Below are 17,696 nucleotides of genomic sequence, written 5' to 3'. Positions count from 1 at the left end.
CGCAGTCGAATGATCGTAACGCCCTCGGGCCGCCATCGGGATTTCGCACTCCTCGCTAAGGGCATTCGTTTCCTCTCATCTTACATAGCATCCAAACATGAATTCGAAGCCGCTTGGCCTTATTGCAATCTATACGCGCGCGCTCGCTCTTTTAGCTCCCGAAAAATACCTCGCCATGGGGCTCGCAGCAGCCGGCGTGGTGATCGCGGTTACCCAACTTGCCGAACCCATCCTGTTCGGGCGGGTTGTGGATGCCCTGAGCAAAGGCGAAAGCGCTTTCTTCTACATCGGACTCTGGGCGCTCCTCGGTCTTTTCGGGATCTTCGCCGGTGTCATCGTCGGGATAAACGCCGATCGCCTCGCGCATCGCCAGAAGATGGCTCACCTCGCAAGCATTTTCGAAAAATCGATTGCGTTGCCGCAAAGTTCGCATGCCACTCGCGGGTCGGGGGCGACCATACGGACGATCCTTTCCGGAATGAGTGCGCTGTTTTGGCTCTGGCTCGGCGTCATGCGCGAGCAGCTCGCGACGGTTTTCGGCATCATCCTGCTGGTGCCGACGGCGTTCGCAATGGACGTCCGGATGTCGGTCATTCTGGTGACGCTCGCGGCCGTTTACACGCTGATGCACGTGGTCGTCGTCAAGCGTACGGCCGTTGGCCAAGCGGCCGTCGAGGAGCACGAGACCGCGCTTTCCAGCCGCGTCGTCGATGTCATCGGAAACGTGACCGTCGTGCAAAGTTATGGGCGTCTCAAGGCCGAAGCCGATGCGCTCAGAGGATTGGCGAACGATCTTCTTGCCGCTCAATACCCGGTGCTGACGTGGTGGGGCGTGCTGACCGTCCTGCAGCGATCGGCCGCGACCTTGACGATGGTCATTATCTTCTCTGCTGGCGCCGTCCTCGCCGGGCGCGGCGAGCTGACCGTCGGCGAGATCGTCAGCTTCGTCGCCTTTGCGGCTCTCTTGATATCGAAGCTCGACGCGCTGTCGGGCTTTGCGGTGCGCATCGACCAGCAGGCTCCGACGCTTTCAGCGTTGTTCCGTCTCATCGATGAAGCGGGCGCGCCTGTCGATGCGCCCAGCGCCAAACCGCTTCGTACGGTCGAAGGCGCGGTCACGTTCGATGATGTGACCTTTCGCTACGAGGGCGCGTCGCAGGGCATCAGCGATCTTTCGTTCGCAGTCAAGGCTGGAGAAACGATTGCGTTCGTCGGCCCGACGGGATCGGGCAAGTCGACCACGATCGGCTTGCTGCAACGTTTCCTGAAGCCAAAATCCGGGCGTATCCTGATCGACGACCAGGATATCGCCGGAGTTACTCTGCAATCGCTCAGAGGCGCGATTGCCGTCGTTTTTCAGGACGCGGGGCTCTTCAATCGTTCCATCGGCGAAAACATTCGCATCGGCCGGCCCGGTGCGACGGATGCGGAAGTCGAGCACGCGAGCCGCCTCGCCGAAGCGCACGACTTCATCATGCGGAAGCCCGGTGGGTATGACTTCATGATCGGCGAACGCGGTTTGGCGCTGTCGGGCGGCGAACGTCAACGCATCGCAATTGCGCGCGCCATTCTGAAGGATGCGCCGATCCTCATTCTCGATGAGGCGACGAGCGCACTCGATTCAGAGACGGAAGCCAAGATCAAGCGAGCACTCGACACGCTGCGCGCGGGCCGCACGACGTTCGTCATCGCGCATCGGCTATCAACCGTTGCCGATGCCGATCAGATCCTGGTGCTCGATCAGGGGGAAATCGTGGAGCGCGGGCAGTTCGTCGAACTCGCCGAAAGCGGCGGCCTCTTCTCGCGTCTCGTCGCCGAGGGCGGGTTCACCGTTCCGAAGACGACAGAGAAACCACGCGAGCCGATCGCTTAGCACCGTTGCCCAGAGCGTGTGGGGCCTAGAGCTTATGAGCCATGCGGGCGCGCTTCGTTTCGAGATAGCGCTCATTGAACTTGTTCGGCAGGGCGACGATGGGCAGCCGCTCGACGACGCGGATGCCGTGCGATTTGAGCGCCTGCTCCTTTGCCGGGTTGTTCGACAGGAGTTTGATCTCCGGCATTTGGAGATCACTCAGCACGCGCGCGGTCAGGCCATAGTCGCGGCTATCGATCGGCGCGCCGACTTCGATGTTGGCTTCGACGGTATCGAGCCCCTGGTCCTGCAGCGCATAGGCCTGGATTTTCTTGAACAGGCCGATGCCGCGCCCTTCGTGGTACGGCACGTAAATAATCGCGCCATAGGGGACGCCGGAGATGATTTTCAAAGCGGCCTGAAGTTGCTGGTAGCAGTCGCAGCGCAGCGAGTGGAAGATATCGCCCGTCACGCAGCCGGAATGAACGCGAACGACGGGGATCGGCGCTGAACCGTTGAACTTGGCGGCATCGCGATGCACGAGCGCCAAGATCTGCTCTTCATCGGTCTCTCCGCGATAGGCATGGGCTTCGAGCATCAGCTCTTGTCCCTGGAACTCGATCGGGAGAATGGTTTCCACCGACCAGTCCGCTGGCAGTTTGATAGACGTCAAGGTACCCGACTTCATTGTTACCGTGGCTCCGGGGTCTTCAAAGGCATATGCCTCATTTGCCGAGGGAACGCAAAGTCTCGTACCTCTGCACGGCTGAGCAATGTTCCTAAGGGAACAGCCCAGCCGGATTGTGTCTGGTAACGGGTTTACTTAGGCATGCTCGCCCTGAAGATTTAGAATGTCAGGATGCCGCGGCCAAGAATGGCGCGCCGTCCGCTTTCTGAGAGGTTTCCGGCATCGCATCCGTGTCCGGTGTGTCAGTCTGTTCGACATTTGCCTTTCAGCATCAATCTGGCCGCATCAATCTGGCGATTTCTATTTTCGGGCAACGGTCCATCACGACGGTGAAGCCGGCTGCACGCGCCATCGCTGCGGCTTCTTCGTTAATGACGCCGAGCTGCATCCAAATCACGCTTGCGCCCGTGCTTCCCTTGACCGCGATCGCGTCGCGCACGACGTCCGTCACCGCCTCCGACGCTCGAAAGACGTCGACAACGTCAACGGGTGCCGGCACCTCGGCGAGGCGCGCGTACACCAACTGGTCGTGAATGGTTTTACCGGCGATGCCTGGATTGACGGGCTTAATGATGTAACCCTCGCCGATGAGGAAGCGCATGACGCCATTGCTCGGGCGTTCGGACTTTTGAGACGCACCAACGACTGCGAATGTTTTCACGCGCTTCAGGAGGCTGCGGATTTCGTCGTCGCTCAATCCGTCAATCGTCATCATGCGGGTGCCGGAATAGACACGCGGCCTTGTGCGTCGAGCCGCATGAAGGGGTTGTAGGCAACCTCCCAAAGGTGGCCGTCCGGGTCGGCGAAGTAGCCGGAATACCCGCCCCAAAAAACCTTCTGCCCGGGCTTCAACAGCTTTGCACCCGCGGAGACGGCTTCCTTCAGAACCTGGTCGACTTCGGCTTCCGAGTTGACGTTGTGGGCGAGAGAGATGCCGGAAAATCCAGGCTTGCTGGCGGGCACGCCTGCGTCATCGGCCAAGGCTTCGCGGCCGAACAGCGAAAGAACTATTCCGCCGAGGTCAAAGAACGCCACCTCAGCCTTGCTTGCGGCGGACGCACGAAGGCCTATCGCTTCGTAGAACTTGCGAGCCTTTGCGACGTCGGCGACGCCGAGCGTGACAAAAGAAAGCCGCGGCTCCAATTCAGCTGTCCTTCCATTCTGGCTTGCGCTTTTCGAGGAATGCACAGATGCCCTCACCCGCGTCTGCTTCCATCATATTTTTGACCATCACTTCGCTCGCGTACGCGTACGCTTCATCGAGCGGCAGCTCGGCTTGCCTGTAGAAAGCTGCCTTGCCGATCGCGACCGTTGCTTTCGATTTCGATGCTATCGCGCGCGCCATGTGCAGAGCCTCTCGCATCACATCGCCATCCGGGACGACGCGGTTCACGAGACCGTAGGCCATCGCGTCGGCCGCCGAGATCGCTTCGCCGAGAAGCAGCATTTCCATCGCGCGCTTCCGGGGAACATTTCGCGAGAGCGCCACCATGGGCGTCGAGCAGAACAGCCCGATGTTGACGCCCGGCGTGGCGAAGTCCGCCGACGCCGCGGCAACGGCCATATCGCAAGTGGCGACCAGCTGGCAGCCCGCTGCAGTCGCGCGTCCCTGGACGGCCGCAATGACCGGCTTCGGGCAGGCGACGATCGTGCGCATCATCGCCGAGCATGCGTTCATCGTGTCGCGGAAAAAGGCTTCGCCACCGTCCGGGTCCGTGCGGTGCGCGGTCAATTCCTTCAGGTCGTGACCGGATGAAAAGACCTTACCCGCCGCCGCAAGGATGATGATGGCGACCGACTTGTCCTGGCCCAGCTTAACGATCGCCGCATGCACGTCATCCAGCAGAGCGCGCGAAAGAGCGTTGCGCGCCTCGGGCCGGTTCACTGTCAGGCGGACAACGCCTGGCTCGACGACGTCGGTCAGGACGAATGGCGCGCCGGCTGGCGAAAGATCTTGCATGCGGACTTACCGATTCTCTGGCCGAATTCTCTGGCCGATTTTCTGGCCGGCTTTCTGGCCAATTTTCTGGGCAACTCACCGCTAGCCAGCGGGCGCTTTCCTACTGCTGCAACGCCTTCTCGATTTCGGCGCGATGCGCTTTCACCAAGTCGACGTTCTCCTTGAACTTGAGGTTCGGCGTCGTGCTGATCGCTTCGTTCAGCTCATCGAGAAGCTGCTTCTTGTCTGCTTCCGGAATGCTCGCGTCCTTCTGGACGTCGTCGCGCTCCTTCTTCAGCGCGTCAACGGGATCGACGAAATTTCCGGTCGTGGTGTCGAGCCCTGCCATGACGATCGAGATGTTTGCCGCCACGTCGTCGAGCTCGGCGAAATTGGTGAAGCCGTGCTTCGTCGCAATGCTTTCGAGTTCGGCCTGCAGCGCGGGGTCGGGCTTGTCGCCGGCCGACTGAATTTTCGAGGCGATGGATGCGAGATCGCTTTGAGCGGCGATGAAATGCGTCACCTGCTCGTCCGTCAGCTTGATCTGCTTCACGTCATCCTGCGAGGGCGGATTGGTGCCGGCCGCAGCCGACGCGCCTTGCTCGGCCGGCGTGCCTTGCGGCGCGGCCGCGTCCTGAGCTGCGGCCATCGCGATCGCCGCGCATAGGCCAAATGCTCCGATGATAACGCCAGCCGCCGTACGGGTCAGAGAGACCGCCATCGTGTTGCTCCACATTGCGCTCGCAGCCCGCGAGCGAGATTTACCGTTCGAACTGATACGCCGACTAAGACAAGAATAAGAAACGTTGCACACCTCTTGGTTCCCATTTCCGGGAGGGTGTCGCCTCGAATTCGTCCCGAGATCTATCGCATGCTGGATTTATCGCCGATGAACAAGCTGGATCTCTGCGCGGGGAGCGCCATTGGCGGTATAGTAATACCACATGGCGGTATTATGCTACCACACCACCTAATTCATTGATTCTGAATAATATTCCTGCCATATGGAAAATCCTCTTGCTACTCGCTCGTGTTTTCGCGTATGCACGCGCCTTCTCGGAATGCAGCGCGCAGTAGACGTTTGAAGCGTGCGCAGCCATCCGCCAAGGAGCTTCAATAATGTCTACCTATGTCGCCAAGCCGGCCACGGTGGAGAAGAAGTGGGTTCTCATCGACGCCGAAGGGCTCGTTGTCGGCCGACTTGCCGCTCTCATCGCGACGCGCCTCAAGGGCAAGCACAAACCGATTTACACGCCTCACGTTGACTGCGGCGACAACATCGTCGTCATCAACGCCGAGAAGGTCGTCTTCACCGGCGCCAAGCGTGAAGACAAAGTCTACTACCGGCACACCGGCTATCCGGGCGGCATCAAAGAGCGTACGCCGCGCCAGATCTTCGACAGCAAGCATCCCGAGCGGATCCTCGAAAAGGCCGTCGAGCGCATGCTCGCACGCGGTCCTTTGCACCGTGAGATCATGCGCAACCTCAGAGTTTATAAGGGCGGTGCGCATCCCCATGAGGCGCAGAACCCGGAAAAGCTCGATGTCGCGAAGCTCAACCGTAAGAATGTGAGGGTCTGAGATCCATGGCTACTGAAACAAAGACCCTGGCCGATCTTGCCACCGTCAAGGGCGCCGAGCCGCAGGCGGCAGCGCCTGTCCGGACGCAGAAGCTCGACAAGCTCGGCCGCGCTTACGCAACCGGCAAGCGGAAGAACGCTGTTGCCCGCGTTTGGCTGAAGCCCGGCAAGGGCCTCATCACGGTCAACAACAAGGACTTCAAGGCTTATTTCGCCCGTCCCGTGCTGCAGATGCTTTTGCAGCAGCCGCTCAACCTCGCCAACCGCTCGACGCAATACGACATTCGTATTTCTGTCGCAGGCGGTGGGCTTTCGGGTCAGGCCGGTGCGGTTCGTCACGGCATCTCGAAGGCGCTCACCTATTATGAGCCGGACCTTCGTGGTGCCCTGAAAAAGCAGGGCTTCCTGACCCGCGATAGCCGCGTCGTCGAACGTAAGAAGTACGGCAAGGTCAAGGCCCGCAAATCGTTCCAGTTCTCGAAGCGCTAAGCCGCTCCGGATACCTGAGACAAAAAACAGCCCGCCCAATCGGCGGGCTGTTTCATTTCGTGTTGCAGACGGGTTGCGGTCCTGCCGCCCCAGTGCCACATACCGCTCCATGTGCCAGCGCGGCTTGGCCGTGGCTATGAGGGATTTGGGATACGATGGATTGGCTTCTGAACGGCTTGCATGAGCTGTTTTCGACACTTGTGACCGACATTGGCCTGCTCCTATCCCCACAGTGGTGGTCTACGCATGCGGTCGCGCTCTTCAACATCCTGATGATCGACCTGACGCTCGCGGGCGACAACGCCATCGTCGTCGGCATGGCGGCATCGCGCGTTGAAAAGTCCATGCGGGCCAAGGTGATCTTCTGGGGTATTCTCGGAGCTGTCGTCCTCAGGATCATCTTCTCGAGCATCGCACAACAGATGCTGCAGGTGATCGGCCTGACGCTGGCCGGCGGCATTCTGCTGCTCTTCGTCTGCTGGAAGATGTACAAGCAGATCGTCGAGGCGGACACGCACTCGATCCATGAGGTGGAAAAGAACCTCGCCTCCAATGCCCCTCATCCCAACGAGACGACGTTCTGGAGTGCTCTTTGGACGATCATCCTTGCCGACCTCTCGATGTCGCTCGACAACGTACTGGCGGTTGCCGGTGCGGCGGGCGAATCCACGCTGGTCTTGGTCATTGGGCTCGCCTTCGCCATCATCCTGATGGCCGTCGCCTCTACGTTTATCGCCAAGCTCCTCGCGAAGTATCCTTGGATTGCCTGGATCGGCCTCCTTATCATTCTCTACGTGGCGGCCGATATGATCTATCGCGACAGCCATCGCATCTTCTGCGAGACCTACGGCGTCGGCTGTTCGGAAACGATCATCCAGGGCATCAAGCACCGGATTGGCCTCTTGTTCGGCGGTTAAAATGACGGCAACGGCAACTACGACAGTGACAGCGGGGAAAACCAAACTTGCGCGCGTCTTCATCGACGGCGAGGCGGGCACGACGGGCCTCGAAATCCGCGAGCGGCTCGCCGGCGTCGCTCCGATCGAGGTAAAGAGCATCGATCCGGCGAAGCGGAAGGACCGGGCCGCCCGCGCCGAAATGCTGAGCAATGTCGATCTCGTGGTGCTTTGTCTGCCGGACGACGCGGCGCGGGAGGCGGTGGCGCTTGCCAACGGGCTTGGCCCGAATGCTCCGAAGATCGTCGACGCTTCGACCGCCCATCGCGTTGCCGACGGCTGGGTCTATGGCTTCGCCGAAATGGCGCCCGGGCAGGCCGATGCCATTAGAACTGCGGCTCGCGTCGCCAACCCCGGATGTTATCCGACGGGCGGGATTGCGCTCATTCGGCCCCTCGTCGAAGCGGGGATCATCGCACCCGATCACCCCATCACCGTCAACGCCGTGTCGGGATATTCGGGCGGCGGACGCAGCATGATCGAGGCTTATGAGGCAGGAACGGCGCCGTCGTTCGAGCTTTATGGTCTGGGCCTTGAGCACAAGCACGTGCCGGAGTTGCAAACCTATTCAGGACTAACGCGGCGGCCCATCTTCGTGCCGAGTGTCGGCAACTTCAGGCAGGGTATGCTCGTGTCCGTACCGCTGCACCTCGATGCCCTGAGCGGCCGCCCGAGCCTCGCCGATATCGAAGCCGTGCTCGCCGATTACTATAAATCGGCGGAACTCGTGAGCGTCGTCACAGGAGCCGCGGCAAAAGCCGGCCGTCTCGAAGCGGAAGCCTTGAACGGCACCGACCAGCTCGAAATCTTCGTGTTCGGGAAGCCCGAACTCAATCAGACCGTGCTCGTCGCGCGGCTCGACAATCTCGGCAAGGGAGCCGCCGGCGCCGCGGTTCAGAACATCAAGCTGATGCTCGGCCTCGACTAGAGAAATCGCGCGGCACTATTCCCGCTCGCCGCGTCGCATAAAGGTGCACGACCGCTATCGCGAGCACGACCGCTCCGCCAGCCTGATGCAATAGGCCGAGATGCAGCGGAACGTGCGCGAGAAGCGTCGCGATGCCGAGCACGGCCTGGAGGATGACCGCGCCGCCGAGCCAAAGCGCGCTCAAGCGAATGCGGTCGTCGACCGGCGTCCGGTAGGTCAACCAGACTTGCACCAGCACGAGCGCGGTGACGATGTAGGCCACCAGACGGTGGTTGAACTGCGCGGCGGCGTGGCCTTCAAAAAAGCTCAGGTATGCGGGGTTGATCCAATAGTCGCTCGGGAACCACTGGCCGTCCATTGTCGGCCACGTATTGTAGATGAGCCCGGCTCTGAGGCCCGCGACGAACGCTCCGAGAACCACTTGCACGAGAACAGAGGCGACGATGATCGTCGCCATCCGCTTTATGAGCGGCGTCGCAATTTCACCGGTGACGTGCGGCTCGGCCGGCCACTCATCGAGCGCCAGCCAGACAAGCAGGCCCAGGATCATGAAGGCCGTCGTGAGATGCAAGGCGAGACGATACTGACTGACTTCGATGCGGTCGCTCAGACCCGACTTCACCATGTACCAGCCGATGGCGCCTTGAAGCGCGCCGAGCGCGAGGATGCCAAGGAACTTCATTCCGGTCCCGCGATCGAGCCGGCCGGTCCACCAGAAGAATACGAGCGGCAAAGCGAAAACGACGCCGATGAGGCGGCCAAGAAGCCTGTGACCCCACTCCCACCAATAAATGAATTTGAACTCCTCGAGCGACATGCCGTGGTTCAAGGCCGTGTACTGAGGGATCAGCTTATATTTCTCGAAGGCCGTCATCCAATCGGCTTCCGTGAGCGGCGGGAATGCGCCGAGAAGCGGCTGCCATTCCGTGATCGACAATCCGCTTTCCGTCAGCCGCGTCGCGCCGCCGACGACGACCATCGCGAAAACGAGCAAAGCGACGAACCACAGCCAAAGCGACACAGCGCGATTGCCGGAATTCTTTCCGAGCGTTGCAGCGGCTTCTCGTTTTACAGAAAGTTGCGCAGTCGTCATTGCTCGGACATATCCTCGGGCCGTCTTGAAGGGCGTGTGATACTCCTTCATGCGCACAGGGCAAATGCGCCCATGAGGCGCGGCAGAATGGAAATCTAGGGTTCAGGGGCTATTTCAAAACAGATGACGCAACGCAAAAGGAAACTCGTGGGTACGGTTGCGCTTTTGGTGCTGATTACCGCCTATGCGGTCTTGGCAGTCGCAGTCGCGGTCGTCTTACAAGTCCGCAATGTCAGCACGACCGTAGAACTCATTTACTACGTCATCGCCGGGCTTCTCTGGGTTCTACCCGCCGGCTGGCTCATCGCCTGGATGCAGCGCCCCGACGCGTGACGTTGCGGGGCCGCCGCGCCGCAGCGGTGACAGCGCGCGCTTAACGCCGTTGCGGAGCGCGAAGGGCAGGCCCGAAAGCAACACCTTGACCGAGCGCTGATCCTGAAAATCTCCGTTGAGGGAAAGACGCGGCAGCGCCGTCATCGTCGAAGCATTGGATTTGCCAACGAGGCCCTTGCGTGTCGTGACGGCGGTTTCGATCCCAAGATTCCGGGCGATTTCGAATTCTCTCTCGCCCGCGCTTCCTTCGTCGCCGTAGGGATAACTGAAGTGCCGGCAAGGTTGGCCGAGTTCTTCGCTTACGCGCGCCACGCTGTCGGCAATTTCACGCGTCGCCTCGGACAAGGGCAATTTGGCGAGCGCGAAGTGGTTGCAAGTGTGGGCGGCGATCGTGACCAGCGGATCGCGTGCGAGTGCGCGGATCTCGTCCCAGTTCATGACCAGTTTTCGGCAGAGCGCCAGCGGATCGAAGCCCGCTTGCGAAGCGAGGTTGCGGGTAATGGCGCGAGCACGCGCCTCCGGCATCCGGCGAAGCCACCAGTAAATGTCTTCGAACGCGGCCGTCTTTTCAGCATCCGTCCCGAGCGCGTAAATCTGTGGCCGGCCGTCGCGATCGACTTTCAGGCTCGGAAGCCGCCTCAGCGCTTCCTCGAGCACCAGCCACCAGAGATCGCCGTCACCATCCGCATAGGCCGTCGGCACATAGATGGTGAATGGCGCGTGGTGGCGCTTGAAGATGGGGTAGGCGAAATCCAGATTATCCCTGTAGCCGTCGTCAAGCGTGAAAACAGCAAACGGCTTTCGAGCCGATCGACCGTTCTCGAGCCGCGCCTTGACATCATCGAGCCCGATAATCTCGAAGCCCTCGCCGCGTACGGTATCGATCACCGCATCGAGGAATTCCGGCGTGACTTTCAGGATGCCGTTCGGCTCGAAGCCTGGCGGCTTCTCCGGCGTCACGTGATGAAGCATCAGAATGACGCCGGCTTTGGGAATATTACGGGCTGCGAGATTGGCCGCCCCGGAATAGTGAAGAGCAGCAAGGGTCGCTTTCAAAAACTCGTTTGTTCTGCGCCCCATACGCCCCTACTCAAACTCGATTGACTAACGCTACGCCTGACGCGCGACTGCTGCTTGGTTCTGCGTGACACGCGCCAAGCGTTGCATGAGCGCCGGCGCCACGGCCTCGCGCCGCTCGTAACGAATGACGTCAATTTCGGCGACTTCGAAGCCGAGGAACGTGCCGTCGCGATCTTCGGGTTCCGCCGGTCTCCGCAAGGACGACGCGACGGCAATTCCAGCATCGAAGCGGCCTTCTATGCCTTCAAAAAGTCTGCGCGCCTCATCGTGACGTCCGACTACGACGATGTGATCGTAAGCCTCGTCGAGCGCGTCCAGCACGAGGTTCAAGCGATCGACGTCGAATTCGCTTTCGTCTTCGCTCACGGCTCGACCGCTCGCGACGACGTGCGCGGTCGTTCCCGGAAGACGTTGAATGATGTCCTCAAACCCAGCGCGGCCGGTCAGCAAATCATTGAAGCCGGCGTTCATGTCGAGGCCCGCATCACGAGCAAAGCCTTCGCCGCTCGGACTCCAGTCAACGAGGATCGGCTGAACGCCGCTCTTCCCCAGCGCCTTCACGAGCTCGGTCGCTTCGGCATAGGGAACGATGTCGTCTGTCTCGCCAGTGATCAGCGTGCGGAAGCCGCCTCCGACGCTCCGTCGCGCTTTGAGACGCCCGGCCAATTCTTCCATCTCGCCGTCGTTGAAAGCCGCGAACGATGCTTCCTTTGCAGCGGGCTCGGACGCCGTACCGGCAATTGCAGCATGAGCTGGCGCGGCGACGAATGCGGGCTGAGGCTCGGGCTCGGGCTCAGGCTGGGGCTCCGGCATTTCGCTGACGAGCGGTTCTTCCCGCAACAGCGGGGGTTCGGAATGGCGGCGATCCGAAGCGTTACGCTTCCGGTATCCCTGCGGCGGCACGCCGTGGAACAGCGCTCCCATGACGATCCAGGCCGTTCCGAACATGAGGGACGCGAACGCCACCAAGGCGGAAAGCTGGAACTTTTTCGGGAAGATCGGGACGCTCTCGGCCTGCGCCTTGGAGATGATCTGCGCTTCGACCGGCTGAGCGCGCGTATCGAGTTTCTTGCGATTGGCCTCGAGTTGGGCCTGGAGATTTTCGAGCTCGGTTCTCTTGGCTTTCGCGTTGGCTTCGAGTTGCCGTAGCTGAGCCTCTTCCGGCGCATTCGTTACAACGCGATTTTTGATGTCCGCGAGGCTCTGCGCAATGCTGCTTTCGCGGCCCTGCGCGACCTTCGCTTCCTTTTCCAGGCTCGAGACGATCTTGGAAATTTCGGAATCGATCTGAAGCTTCAGCCCTGCGAGATCGGCATTGAGCTGGCGCATCCGCGGATGGGCCGGAAGCAACGTCGCAGAAAGTTCAGAGATCTGGCGCTCGATGCGGACGCGCTGCTGCACGAGATTCTGGATCAGCGGCGACTTCTGCACATCGGCCAGGGCGTCGGCCGTACCTGCCTTCATCATCTCGCGTGCGGATGCGGCGCGGGCCTCAGCCTCGCCACGCGCCGCCTTGGCGCGCGACAGTTCGGCGGTGAGGTCCGACATCTGCTGTTCGTTAAGGCCGGTGTTCTGCGCTCCACCGCGGAAGCCGTCGATCTTGCCGCGATAGCGATCGATCTCAGTCTCGGCCGTCGCCAATTCGGCTGCGAGCTTATCGATCTTGCCTTTCAGGACAGTCTGAAGATCATCGATTTCGGTCACGCCCTGCTCGGCGAGGGAGGCGCGGTAATTCTCGGCCATCGCATTGGCGATTTTCGACGCGAGGTCCGCATCGATCGACGTCATGCGAATGCCGATGAAACGGCTTTCTTTCGCGGTGTAGACTTCGAGGCGGCTGCGGAAAGCCGACATGACGCGATCTCGTTCGCTTTCGCCGCCGCGCGGACCGCCGATGCCGATCATGCGGAGCGCGGCGTCGAGCTGATCGACGGGCCCCAGCGCGCTGTTGAATTCGCGCCGCTCGGCGAGTTTCAGGTCGTTGGCAATCTGCAGCATCAGATCGGATGATTGCAATGCGCGGACGTGGGTGTTGATGGCTTCCTTATCCATTCGCGTCGTGACCAGATCGGGGCCTGAGGACGCACTGCGCGGATCGGAAAATGTGCTCGATGCGCCTTTTGCGACGATGGCAAGCTCAGCTTCGCTTTGATAGCGCGGCGCCATCATCATCAGCACGACAAACGTAACGCCGCCGAGCGCGAGAGACAGCGGCACGAGCCATCGGCCTTTCCGCTTCAAGGCGTCGAAGACTGTCGACATTTGAATTTCGTCGGGCGAAGCGGGGGCTCGCGGCGGCATATGTGGTGCTCGGTCAAGGGTTTCAGCGCAGCTAGAGTAAGCGGTCGCCGAGGTTAGCAACTGCTTAAGCGCACCGAAAAAATACACCTTCTTAGGTTTTGTTAACCTCACAGACCTAATGTTCCGGGTGTTCAATTGTCTCGGAAAAGTTGCTGATGTCCGTCCGCCTGATCTCGTTTTGTGCCGCCGCTCTGTCGGTCTTTGCCGGGGCGTGTGCGCCGGATCAGGACCTCGCGCATCTCAACACCCGGATTGGCGGCGATAGCGGTCCCGTGGCGGACGGATATCCGGTTCCGGTCGTGCCGGCTTCGGCCGAGTCTGTCGCCTGGGGCAGGCCAGCTGTCTTTACGGTTGCTGCCGAGGACAACGAGGGGTCGTACCGGCTCGATACCGGCGACCGGCTTCGCATCTTCGTTTATGGCCAGCCAAATCTCTCGCGCATTTACATCGTCGATCAAGAGGGCAAGATTTCCGTGCCGTTGATCGGCAATATCAGCGCTCGCGGAAAAACAACCTACGAACTTCAAAAGCTCATACGCTCACGGCTCGGCACCGAGTTCGTCAAAGATCCGCAAGTCAACGTCGATATTCAGCAGAACCGGCCGTTTTTCATTCTCGGAGAAGTCAAGAGCGCGGGTCAGTATCCCTACGTTTCCGGGATGACTGTCGAAACTGCCGTCGCGATCGCAGGCGGCTACACCGAACGCGCCAGCGATCGCAGCTTCCGCATCAAGCGGCGGCAGAACGGTTTCGTTCAGGAACTCGACGTTCCGGCCGACTATCTCGTGAAGCCGAGCGACACCGTTTACGTGTTCGAGAGGTTCTTCTGATCTGTACTTTTCTTCACCCGCCGTTCCCCACAAATCGTCGAGTTGAGAAAAGATGCGGATCCTTCATTGTCTCCGGGCGCCCGTCGGCGGCCTCTTTCGCCATGTTCTCGACCTCTCCGAGGAACAGGCGAACCGCGGTCACGATGTCGGCATTCTCGCCGGCAACACAGCTGAAGACCGTCTGACGTCGGGAAGGTTCGCCGCTCTTGCTCCGAAGCTCACGCTCGGGATTTCGCGCATTCCGATGAAGCGCATGCCGGGTCTCGGAGACTTCGCGGCAGTCCACGCCGCTTTCCGGCATGCGGGCTCACTCGATCTCGACATCGTGCACGGTCATGGCGCAAAGGGTGGCGCCTATGCGCGCCTTGCTTGCTACGGCCTTTCCGTTACCGGGCGCGATGTGAAGTCGTTCTACACACCGCACGGCGGTAGCTTGAATTTCAAACCCAGCACGCTCGAAAGCCGGGTTTTCCTCTCCGTCGAGCGCAGCCTTGATGCCATGACGACCGGTCTCATCTTCGAAAGCCAGTACGCCGCCGACAAATATGCCGCCCACGTCGGAACGGCGGGCGCACCCCGGCGCGTCATTCCGAACGGTTTGGGAAGTGGGGACTTCGAACGCGCCGCGACGCGCGCTGATGCGACGGACGTGCTTTTCATCGGCGAGCTGCGTCAGATCAAGGGCGTCGACATTCTTCTCAAGGCGATCGCGAAGCTCAGGCCTTCACGGGCCGTCACAACGACAATCGTCGGCTCGGGGCCGGATGGCCAGACGCTTCGCAGCTTGGCGTCGAGCCTTGGACTTGATGACATCGTGCATTTCGCCGGCGCCATGCCCGCGCGCGATGCGTTCGAACTCGGTCGCGTCATGGTCGTCCCTTCGCTGGCGGAGAGCTTTCCCTACGTCGTGCTTGAGGCGTCGGCGGCTGGGCTTCCTCTGATCGCGACAAACGTCGGCGGCATTCCCGAAATCGTCGCCGGCACGGATACGGGACTCATCGAACCGGGGAACGTCGACGCGCTTGCGATCGCTCTCACCGATACGCTCGGCGATCTCGACGCGGCGGCAGAACGCGCCGGCCGCGTCAGAGCAAAGGTCGAGCAGACGTTCACGGTTGCTGCGATGACCGAGGCGGTACTCGACTTTTATGAAGAGGCCTCGTTCCGCCGGACACGGCTGCCGCTTCGGATTCCGAAGCTGCTCGGACAGCGCGGTTAAGGGAACGTCCTTAACGACGCCTGCGTGCCGGTTTCGGTAGCTGTTGTTTCGCAATCGTTGCCGGCGCGCGGCAGGTTGATCGGGGGATTGTTCACGATCGAGAGCCGTACCTTGGCATGGCGAATGCGAGCTGCATGATGATCGATCAGCTCTGCGAAGCGCACGCGGTTCAAATTCGAGACATAAGATTTAAAATGCATTGACATAAAACGGTACGTTCCCGGTCTCGGATGCGCTTTCGCGTGCCTGTCCTCGCAACGGATGCACGTTCTCTGCCAGCGAGCCGGTTCGGGAATTTTTCCCTATATATGTGTGGCTTGACGGCAAATGCCGCGTGGCTCAAAGTTATAATGTTACACAGGCTCTAGCGATTTTCGGATGCATCTCAGACGTCGCCTTCTCGCGCTTGTCGCCCTCGTCCTGGCGTTTTGCCTTATCGCCGGAGGAGCGCTCACCTATTGGCACGGGCTGCGGAAGGTCGATCTCGAGATGTCGTCGGCGATCGACGTCGGCTCGAGCAACGTCAGCGATGCGTTGTCCACGATCGGCTCCAGCGCGGACGCTCTCTATCAAGTGCAGAGGCTCATTTCGTCGTTTGACGGCGATCGTCACCTCTCCGCGCGCCTTGTCTCTCCTGACGGAAAGGTCACCAGCGCTTCGCGCCTTCGGCCACCGTTAGATCCTCCACCGAGATGGCTCTATTCGCTGCTTTCCGGCTCACCGCGCGCGCGCTTGTTCGACATGCCCGGTGAACTGAAGCAATTCGGAACGATCACGATCGCTTCGGACTCTCACAACGAGGTGGGCGAGGTTTGGGAAGATCTCAAACTCAAGTTCACAATCATCGGGGGCTTTTGCCTTGTCGTGCTGGCCCTCATCTACGCCTCTCTGGGGCGGGCGCTCAGGCCTCTGGAGCAGCTTTCCTCAGCGCTCGACCGCGTGGGCGAGGGAGATTATACGGCGCACGTCTCGGAAGACGGCCCCGAGGATCTGAAGCTCATCTATCGCGCCTTCAACCGCATGGCCGGACAGCTGCAGGAGTCAGAGCAGCAAAACCAACGGCTCAACGAACAGCTGTCGACAGTCCAGGAAGAAGAGCGCTCGGAGATCGCCCGCGATCTTCACGACGAGATCGGGCCATTTCTGTTCGCGGCCGACGTCGACGCGCAGGCGATACCTCTTCTCGTATCGCGGGGCGACGCGGATGAGGCCATGGATCGCAGCAAGGCTATCCGGCAATCCGTCCAGCATATGCAGGTGCATTTGCGGGGTGTCCTCAGCCGTCTGAGGCCGGCGCTCCTGATCGATCAGGGACTGACGCATGCGGTGGAGAACCTCGTCGCCTTTTGGAAGGCGCGGCGTCCTCAAATCGAATTTCGCATGGATATTGAAGACGCGCGATATCCGACTGCCATCGAGGACGTGGCATTCCGCATTCTGCAAGAAGGTACGAGCAATGCCGTTCGCCACGGGCAACCGGCGTCGATCGGGCTCGCCGCGCGTCGAACGGACAACGGAATGCTTCGCATCGTCGTCACCGATGACGGCTCTGGAATTACTGCAAAAGGAACACGAGGCTTCGGGCTCCCCGGGATGCGAGAGCGCGTTGCTTCGCTCGATGGGCGGCTCAGCATTGCCGATCGTGAAGAAGGCAAAGGTGTCATGTTGATTGTTGAACTCCCCCTCCCCGCCTCGACCGGCAGTGCCGCGCGGCAAGAACCCCTATCTGAGAGCGCGGCATGAAAATCCTCATCGTTGACGATCACGGCGTTGTTCGCGAAGGCTTGAGGAAGCTCTTCGTCGTCCATTTCGAAGCAACCGTCATCGAAACGGCAGGCCTCGAGGATGCGCTCGCGGTTTACGCGGCCGAGCGTCCGGACGTCGTCGTGCTCGATCTCAATCTTGAAGGTGCAGGCGGGCTCGAAGTCCTGAGGCGGATCGTGGCGGCGGACAGTGCGGCGCGCGTCGTCGTTTTCAGCATGCATCACGAACCGATCTACGCCGTCCGGGCGCTTCGCGGCGGGGCACGTGGCTATGTCAGCAAGAGCGCGCCTGTCGAGGAACTGATCACAGGCATTCGCAAGATCCGCGCGGGCGAGCAATACATCGACCGCGATCTCGCATCTCGCATTGCGGTCAGCCAAATTTCATCCGACGATCCATTGCAATCGCTTTCAACACGCGAAGTCGAAATCCTGAGAATGCTCGGGCAAGGCAAGAGCATGACGGCGATTTCCGACAATCTGGGCATCGCGTACAAGACGGTCGCCAACATTTGCACGCAGATGAAGGTGAAGCTCGGCGTCGACCGCACCGCCGATCTCATCCGCCTCGCAATCGAGACGCTGAAGACGTGAACAAAAAAGGCGCCGGATCGACCGGCGCCTTTTTGCGTGCTCTCTGCGTCA

Annotated in this window: 19 protein-coding genes; 10 read left to right on the top strand and 9 right to left on the bottom strand. The window is 60.7% G+C overall.

All coding sequences use genetic code 11. The annotated features are described in order from the left end of the window. Positions 1 to 97 precede the first annotated feature (97 nt). Positions 98 to 1,873: a glucan ABC transporter ATP-binding protein/ permease gene (locus AC1DK3_RS06750; RefSeq protein ID WP_477191489.1), complete on the top strand. Its 1,776-nt coding sequence runs from the start codon at positions 98 to 100 to the stop codon at positions 1,871 to 1,873. 25 nt (positions 1,874 to 1,898) lie between these two features. Here AC1DK3_RS06750 and AC1DK3_RS06745 read toward each other — a convergent pair whose 3' ends face one another. The 5 genes from AC1DK3_RS06745 to AC1DK3_RS06725 all read right to left on the bottom strand — a co-directional run bounded on the left by AC1DK3_RS06745 (position 1,899) and on the right by AC1DK3_RS06725 (position 5,200). Next, positions 1,899 to 2,525 (bottom strand): GTP cyclohydrolase II, encoded by a 627-nt coding sequence (locus tag AC1DK3_RS06745; protein ID WP_477191488.1) that lies wholly within the window; start codon positions 2,523 to 2,525, stop codon positions 1,899 to 1,901. A gap of 286 nt (positions 2,526 to 2,811) precedes the next feature. Beyond that, entirely contained in the window at positions 2,812 to 3,255 is a 444-nt protein-coding gene (locus AC1DK3_RS06740) for a CoA-binding protein (RefSeq protein ID WP_477191487.1), read from the bottom strand. Next, on the bottom strand, positions 3,252 to 3,683 hold the full coding sequence (locus AC1DK3_RS06735; protein ID WP_477191486.1) for a VOC family protein: 432 nt from the start codon (positions 3,681 to 3,683) through the stop codon (positions 3,252 to 3,254). The genes AC1DK3_RS06740 and AC1DK3_RS06735 overlap by 4 nt, the downstream gene beginning before the upstream one ends. Position 3,684: 1 nt before the next feature. Next, complete coding sequence (locus tag AC1DK3_RS06730; protein WP_477191485.1) at positions 3,685 to 4,500, bottom strand: enoyl-CoA hydratase; 816 nt, start codon at positions 4,498 to 4,500, stop codon at positions 3,685 to 3,687. A gap of 100 nt (positions 4,501 to 4,600) precedes the next feature. Beyond that, the gene (locus tag AC1DK3_RS06725; protein ID WP_477191484.1) at positions 4,601 to 5,200 is read right to left on the bottom strand and encodes a hypothetical protein; all 600 of its coding nucleotides are present in this window, start codon (positions 5,198 to 5,200) and stop codon (positions 4,601 to 4,603) included. Between the two features lie 398 nt (positions 5,201 to 5,598). On the opposite strand from AC1DK3_RS06725, the gene rplM reads away from it, so the two are divergent. The 4 genes from rplM to argC all read left to right on the top strand — a co-directional run bounded on the left by rplM (position 5,599) and on the right by argC (position 8,432). Further along, entirely contained in the window at positions 5,599 to 6,060 is a 462-nt protein-coding gene (rplM, locus tag AC1DK3_RS06720; RefSeq protein WP_339084520.1) for a 50S ribosomal protein L13, read from the top strand. Between the two features lie 5 nt (positions 6,061 to 6,065). Then, complete coding sequence (gene rpsI, locus AC1DK3_RS06715) at positions 6,066 to 6,548, top strand: 30S ribosomal protein S9 (RefSeq protein ID WP_339084521.1); 483 nt, start codon at positions 6,066 to 6,068, stop codon at positions 6,546 to 6,548. A gap of 155 nt (positions 6,549 to 6,703) precedes the next feature. Then, a complete protein-coding gene (locus AC1DK3_RS06710) occupies positions 6,704 to 7,465 on the top strand; it encodes a TerC family protein (protein WP_477191483.1) in 762 nt (253 codons plus the stop codon). A gap of 1 nt (position 7,466) precedes the next feature. Continuing rightward, on the top strand, positions 7,467 to 8,432 hold the full coding sequence (gene argC, locus AC1DK3_RS06705; protein WP_477191482.1) for an N-acetyl-gamma-glutamyl-phosphate reductase: 966 nt from the start codon (positions 7,467 to 7,469) through the stop codon (positions 8,430 to 8,432). Here the strand turns inward: argC and AC1DK3_RS06700 are convergent. Then, entirely contained in the window at positions 8,407 to 9,525 is a 1,119-nt protein-coding gene (locus AC1DK3_RS06700) for a COX15/CtaA family protein (RefSeq protein ID WP_477191481.1), read from the bottom strand. The two genes, argC and AC1DK3_RS06700, sit on opposite strands and share 26 nt — an antisense overlap. Before the next feature lie 123 nt (positions 9,526 to 9,648). On the opposite strand from AC1DK3_RS06700, the gene AC1DK3_RS06695 reads away from it, so the two are divergent. After that, positions 9,649 to 9,858, top strand: coding sequence for a DUF2842 domain-containing protein (locus AC1DK3_RS06695; protein ID WP_477191480.1), 210 nt, complete (start codon positions 9,649 to 9,651; stop codon positions 9,856 to 9,858). Here the strand turns inward: AC1DK3_RS06695 and AC1DK3_RS06690 are convergent. Both AC1DK3_RS06690 and AC1DK3_RS06685 read right to left on the bottom strand, forming a co-directional pair. Then, positions 9,811 to 10,938, bottom strand: coding sequence for a polysaccharide deacetylase family protein (locus AC1DK3_RS06690; RefSeq protein ID WP_477191479.1), 1,128 nt, complete (start codon positions 10,936 to 10,938; stop codon positions 9,811 to 9,813). The two genes, AC1DK3_RS06695 and AC1DK3_RS06690, sit on opposite strands and share 48 nt — an antisense overlap. Positions 10,939 to 10,968: 30 nt before the next feature. Next, positions 10,969 to 13,200 (bottom strand): GumC family protein, encoded by a 2,232-nt coding sequence (locus AC1DK3_RS06685; protein ID WP_477191478.1) that lies wholly within the window; start codon positions 13,198 to 13,200, stop codon positions 10,969 to 10,971. A gap of 194 nt (positions 13,201 to 13,394) precedes the next feature. On the opposite strand from AC1DK3_RS06685, the gene AC1DK3_RS06680 reads away from it, so the two are divergent. Then, positions 13,395 to 14,069: a polysaccharide biosynthesis/export family protein gene (locus tag AC1DK3_RS06680; RefSeq protein WP_477191477.1), complete on the top strand. Its 675-nt coding sequence runs from the start codon at positions 13,395 to 13,397 to the stop codon at positions 14,067 to 14,069. 52 nt (positions 14,070 to 14,121) lie between these two features. Then, entirely contained in the window at positions 14,122 to 15,288 is a 1,167-nt protein-coding gene (locus AC1DK3_RS06675) for a glycosyltransferase family 4 protein (RefSeq protein WP_477191476.1), read from the top strand. Here AC1DK3_RS06675 and AC1DK3_RS06670 read toward each other — a convergent pair. Next, on the bottom strand, positions 15,285 to 15,494 hold the full coding sequence (locus AC1DK3_RS06670) for a hypothetical protein (RefSeq protein WP_477191475.1): 210 nt from the start codon (positions 15,492 to 15,494) through the stop codon (positions 15,285 to 15,287). The two genes, AC1DK3_RS06675 and AC1DK3_RS06670, sit on opposite strands and share 4 nt — an antisense overlap. Before the next feature lie 172 nt (positions 15,495 to 15,666). Between AC1DK3_RS06670 and AC1DK3_RS06665 the strand changes: the two genes are divergently transcribed. Further along, entirely contained in the window at positions 15,667 to 17,031 is a 1,365-nt protein-coding gene (locus AC1DK3_RS06665) for a histidine kinase (protein ID WP_477191474.1), read from the top strand. Beyond that, positions 17,028 to 17,645: a response regulator gene (locus tag AC1DK3_RS06660; RefSeq protein ID WP_477191473.1), complete on the top strand. Its 618-nt coding sequence runs from the start codon at positions 17,028 to 17,030 to the stop codon at positions 17,643 to 17,645. The genes AC1DK3_RS06665 and AC1DK3_RS06660 overlap by 4 nt, the downstream gene beginning before the upstream one ends. Positions 17,646 to 17,696 lie beyond the last annotated feature (51 nt).

It is taken from the genome of Hyphomicrobium sp. 01T421, from assembly GCF_056398805.1.
The sequence above is the reverse complement of the archived record's forward strand: the minus strand, read 5'-3'. Positions and strand labels throughout refer to the sequence as shown.

Coding starts and splice junctions, on each gene's coding strand:
- AC1DK3_RS06750 (WP_477191489.1), top strand. CDS start 98: ATGAATTCGAAGCCGCTTGGCCTTATTGCAATCTATACGCGCGCGCTC.
- AC1DK3_RS06740 (WP_477191487.1), bottom strand. CDS start 3,255: ATGATGACGATTGACGGATTGAGCGACGACGAAATCCGCAGCCTCCTG.
- AC1DK3_RS06730 (WP_477191485.1), bottom strand. CDS start 4,500: ATGCAAGATCTTTCGCCAGCCGGCGCGCCATTCGTCCTGACCGACGTC.
- AC1DK3_RS06725 (WP_477191484.1), bottom strand. CDS start 5,200: ATGGCGGTCTCTCTGACCCGTACGGCGGCTGGCGTTATCATCGGAGCA.
- rplM (WP_339084520.1), top strand. CDS start 5,599: ATGTCTACCTATGTCGCCAAGCCGGCCACGGTGGAGAAGAAGTGGGTT.
- rpsI (WP_339084521.1), top strand. CDS start 6,066: ATGGCTACTGAAACAAAGACCCTGGCCGATCTTGCCACCGTCAAGGGC.
- AC1DK3_RS06710 (WP_477191483.1), top strand. CDS start 6,704: ATGGATTGGCTTCTGAACGGCTTGCATGAGCTGTTTTCGACACTTGTG.
- argC (WP_477191482.1), top strand. CDS start 7,467: ATGACGGCAACGGCAACTACGACAGTGACAGCGGGGAAAACCAAACTT.
- AC1DK3_RS06700 (WP_477191481.1), bottom strand. CDS start 9,525: ATGACGACTGCGCAACTTTCTGTAAAACGAGAAGCCGCTGCAACGCTC.
- AC1DK3_RS06695 (WP_477191480.1), top strand. CDS start 9,649: ATGACGCAACGCAAAAGGAAACTCGTGGGTACGGTTGCGCTTTTGGTG.
- AC1DK3_RS06690 (WP_477191479.1), bottom strand. CDS start 10,938: ATGGGGCGCAGAACAAACGAGTTTTTGAAAGCGACCCTTGCTGCTCTT.
- AC1DK3_RS06685 (WP_477191478.1), bottom strand. CDS start 13,200: ATGTCGACAGTCTTCGACGCCTTGAAGCGGAAAGGCCGATGGCTCGTG.
- AC1DK3_RS06680 (WP_477191477.1), top strand. CDS start 13,395: ATGTCCGTCCGCCTGATCTCGTTTTGTGCCGCCGCTCTGTCGGTCTTT.
- AC1DK3_RS06675 (WP_477191476.1), top strand. CDS start 14,122: ATGCGGATCCTTCATTGTCTCCGGGCGCCCGTCGGCGGCCTCTTTCGC.
- AC1DK3_RS06670 (WP_477191475.1), bottom strand. CDS start 15,494: ATGTCAATGCATTTTAAATCTTATGTCTCGAATTTGAACCGCGTGCGC.
- AC1DK3_RS06665 (WP_477191474.1), top strand. CDS start 15,667: ATGCATCTCAGACGTCGCCTTCTCGCGCTTGTCGCCCTCGTCCTGGCG.
- AC1DK3_RS06660 (WP_477191473.1), top strand. CDS start 17,028: ATGAAAATCCTCATCGTTGACGATCACGGCGTTGTTCGCGAAGGCTTG.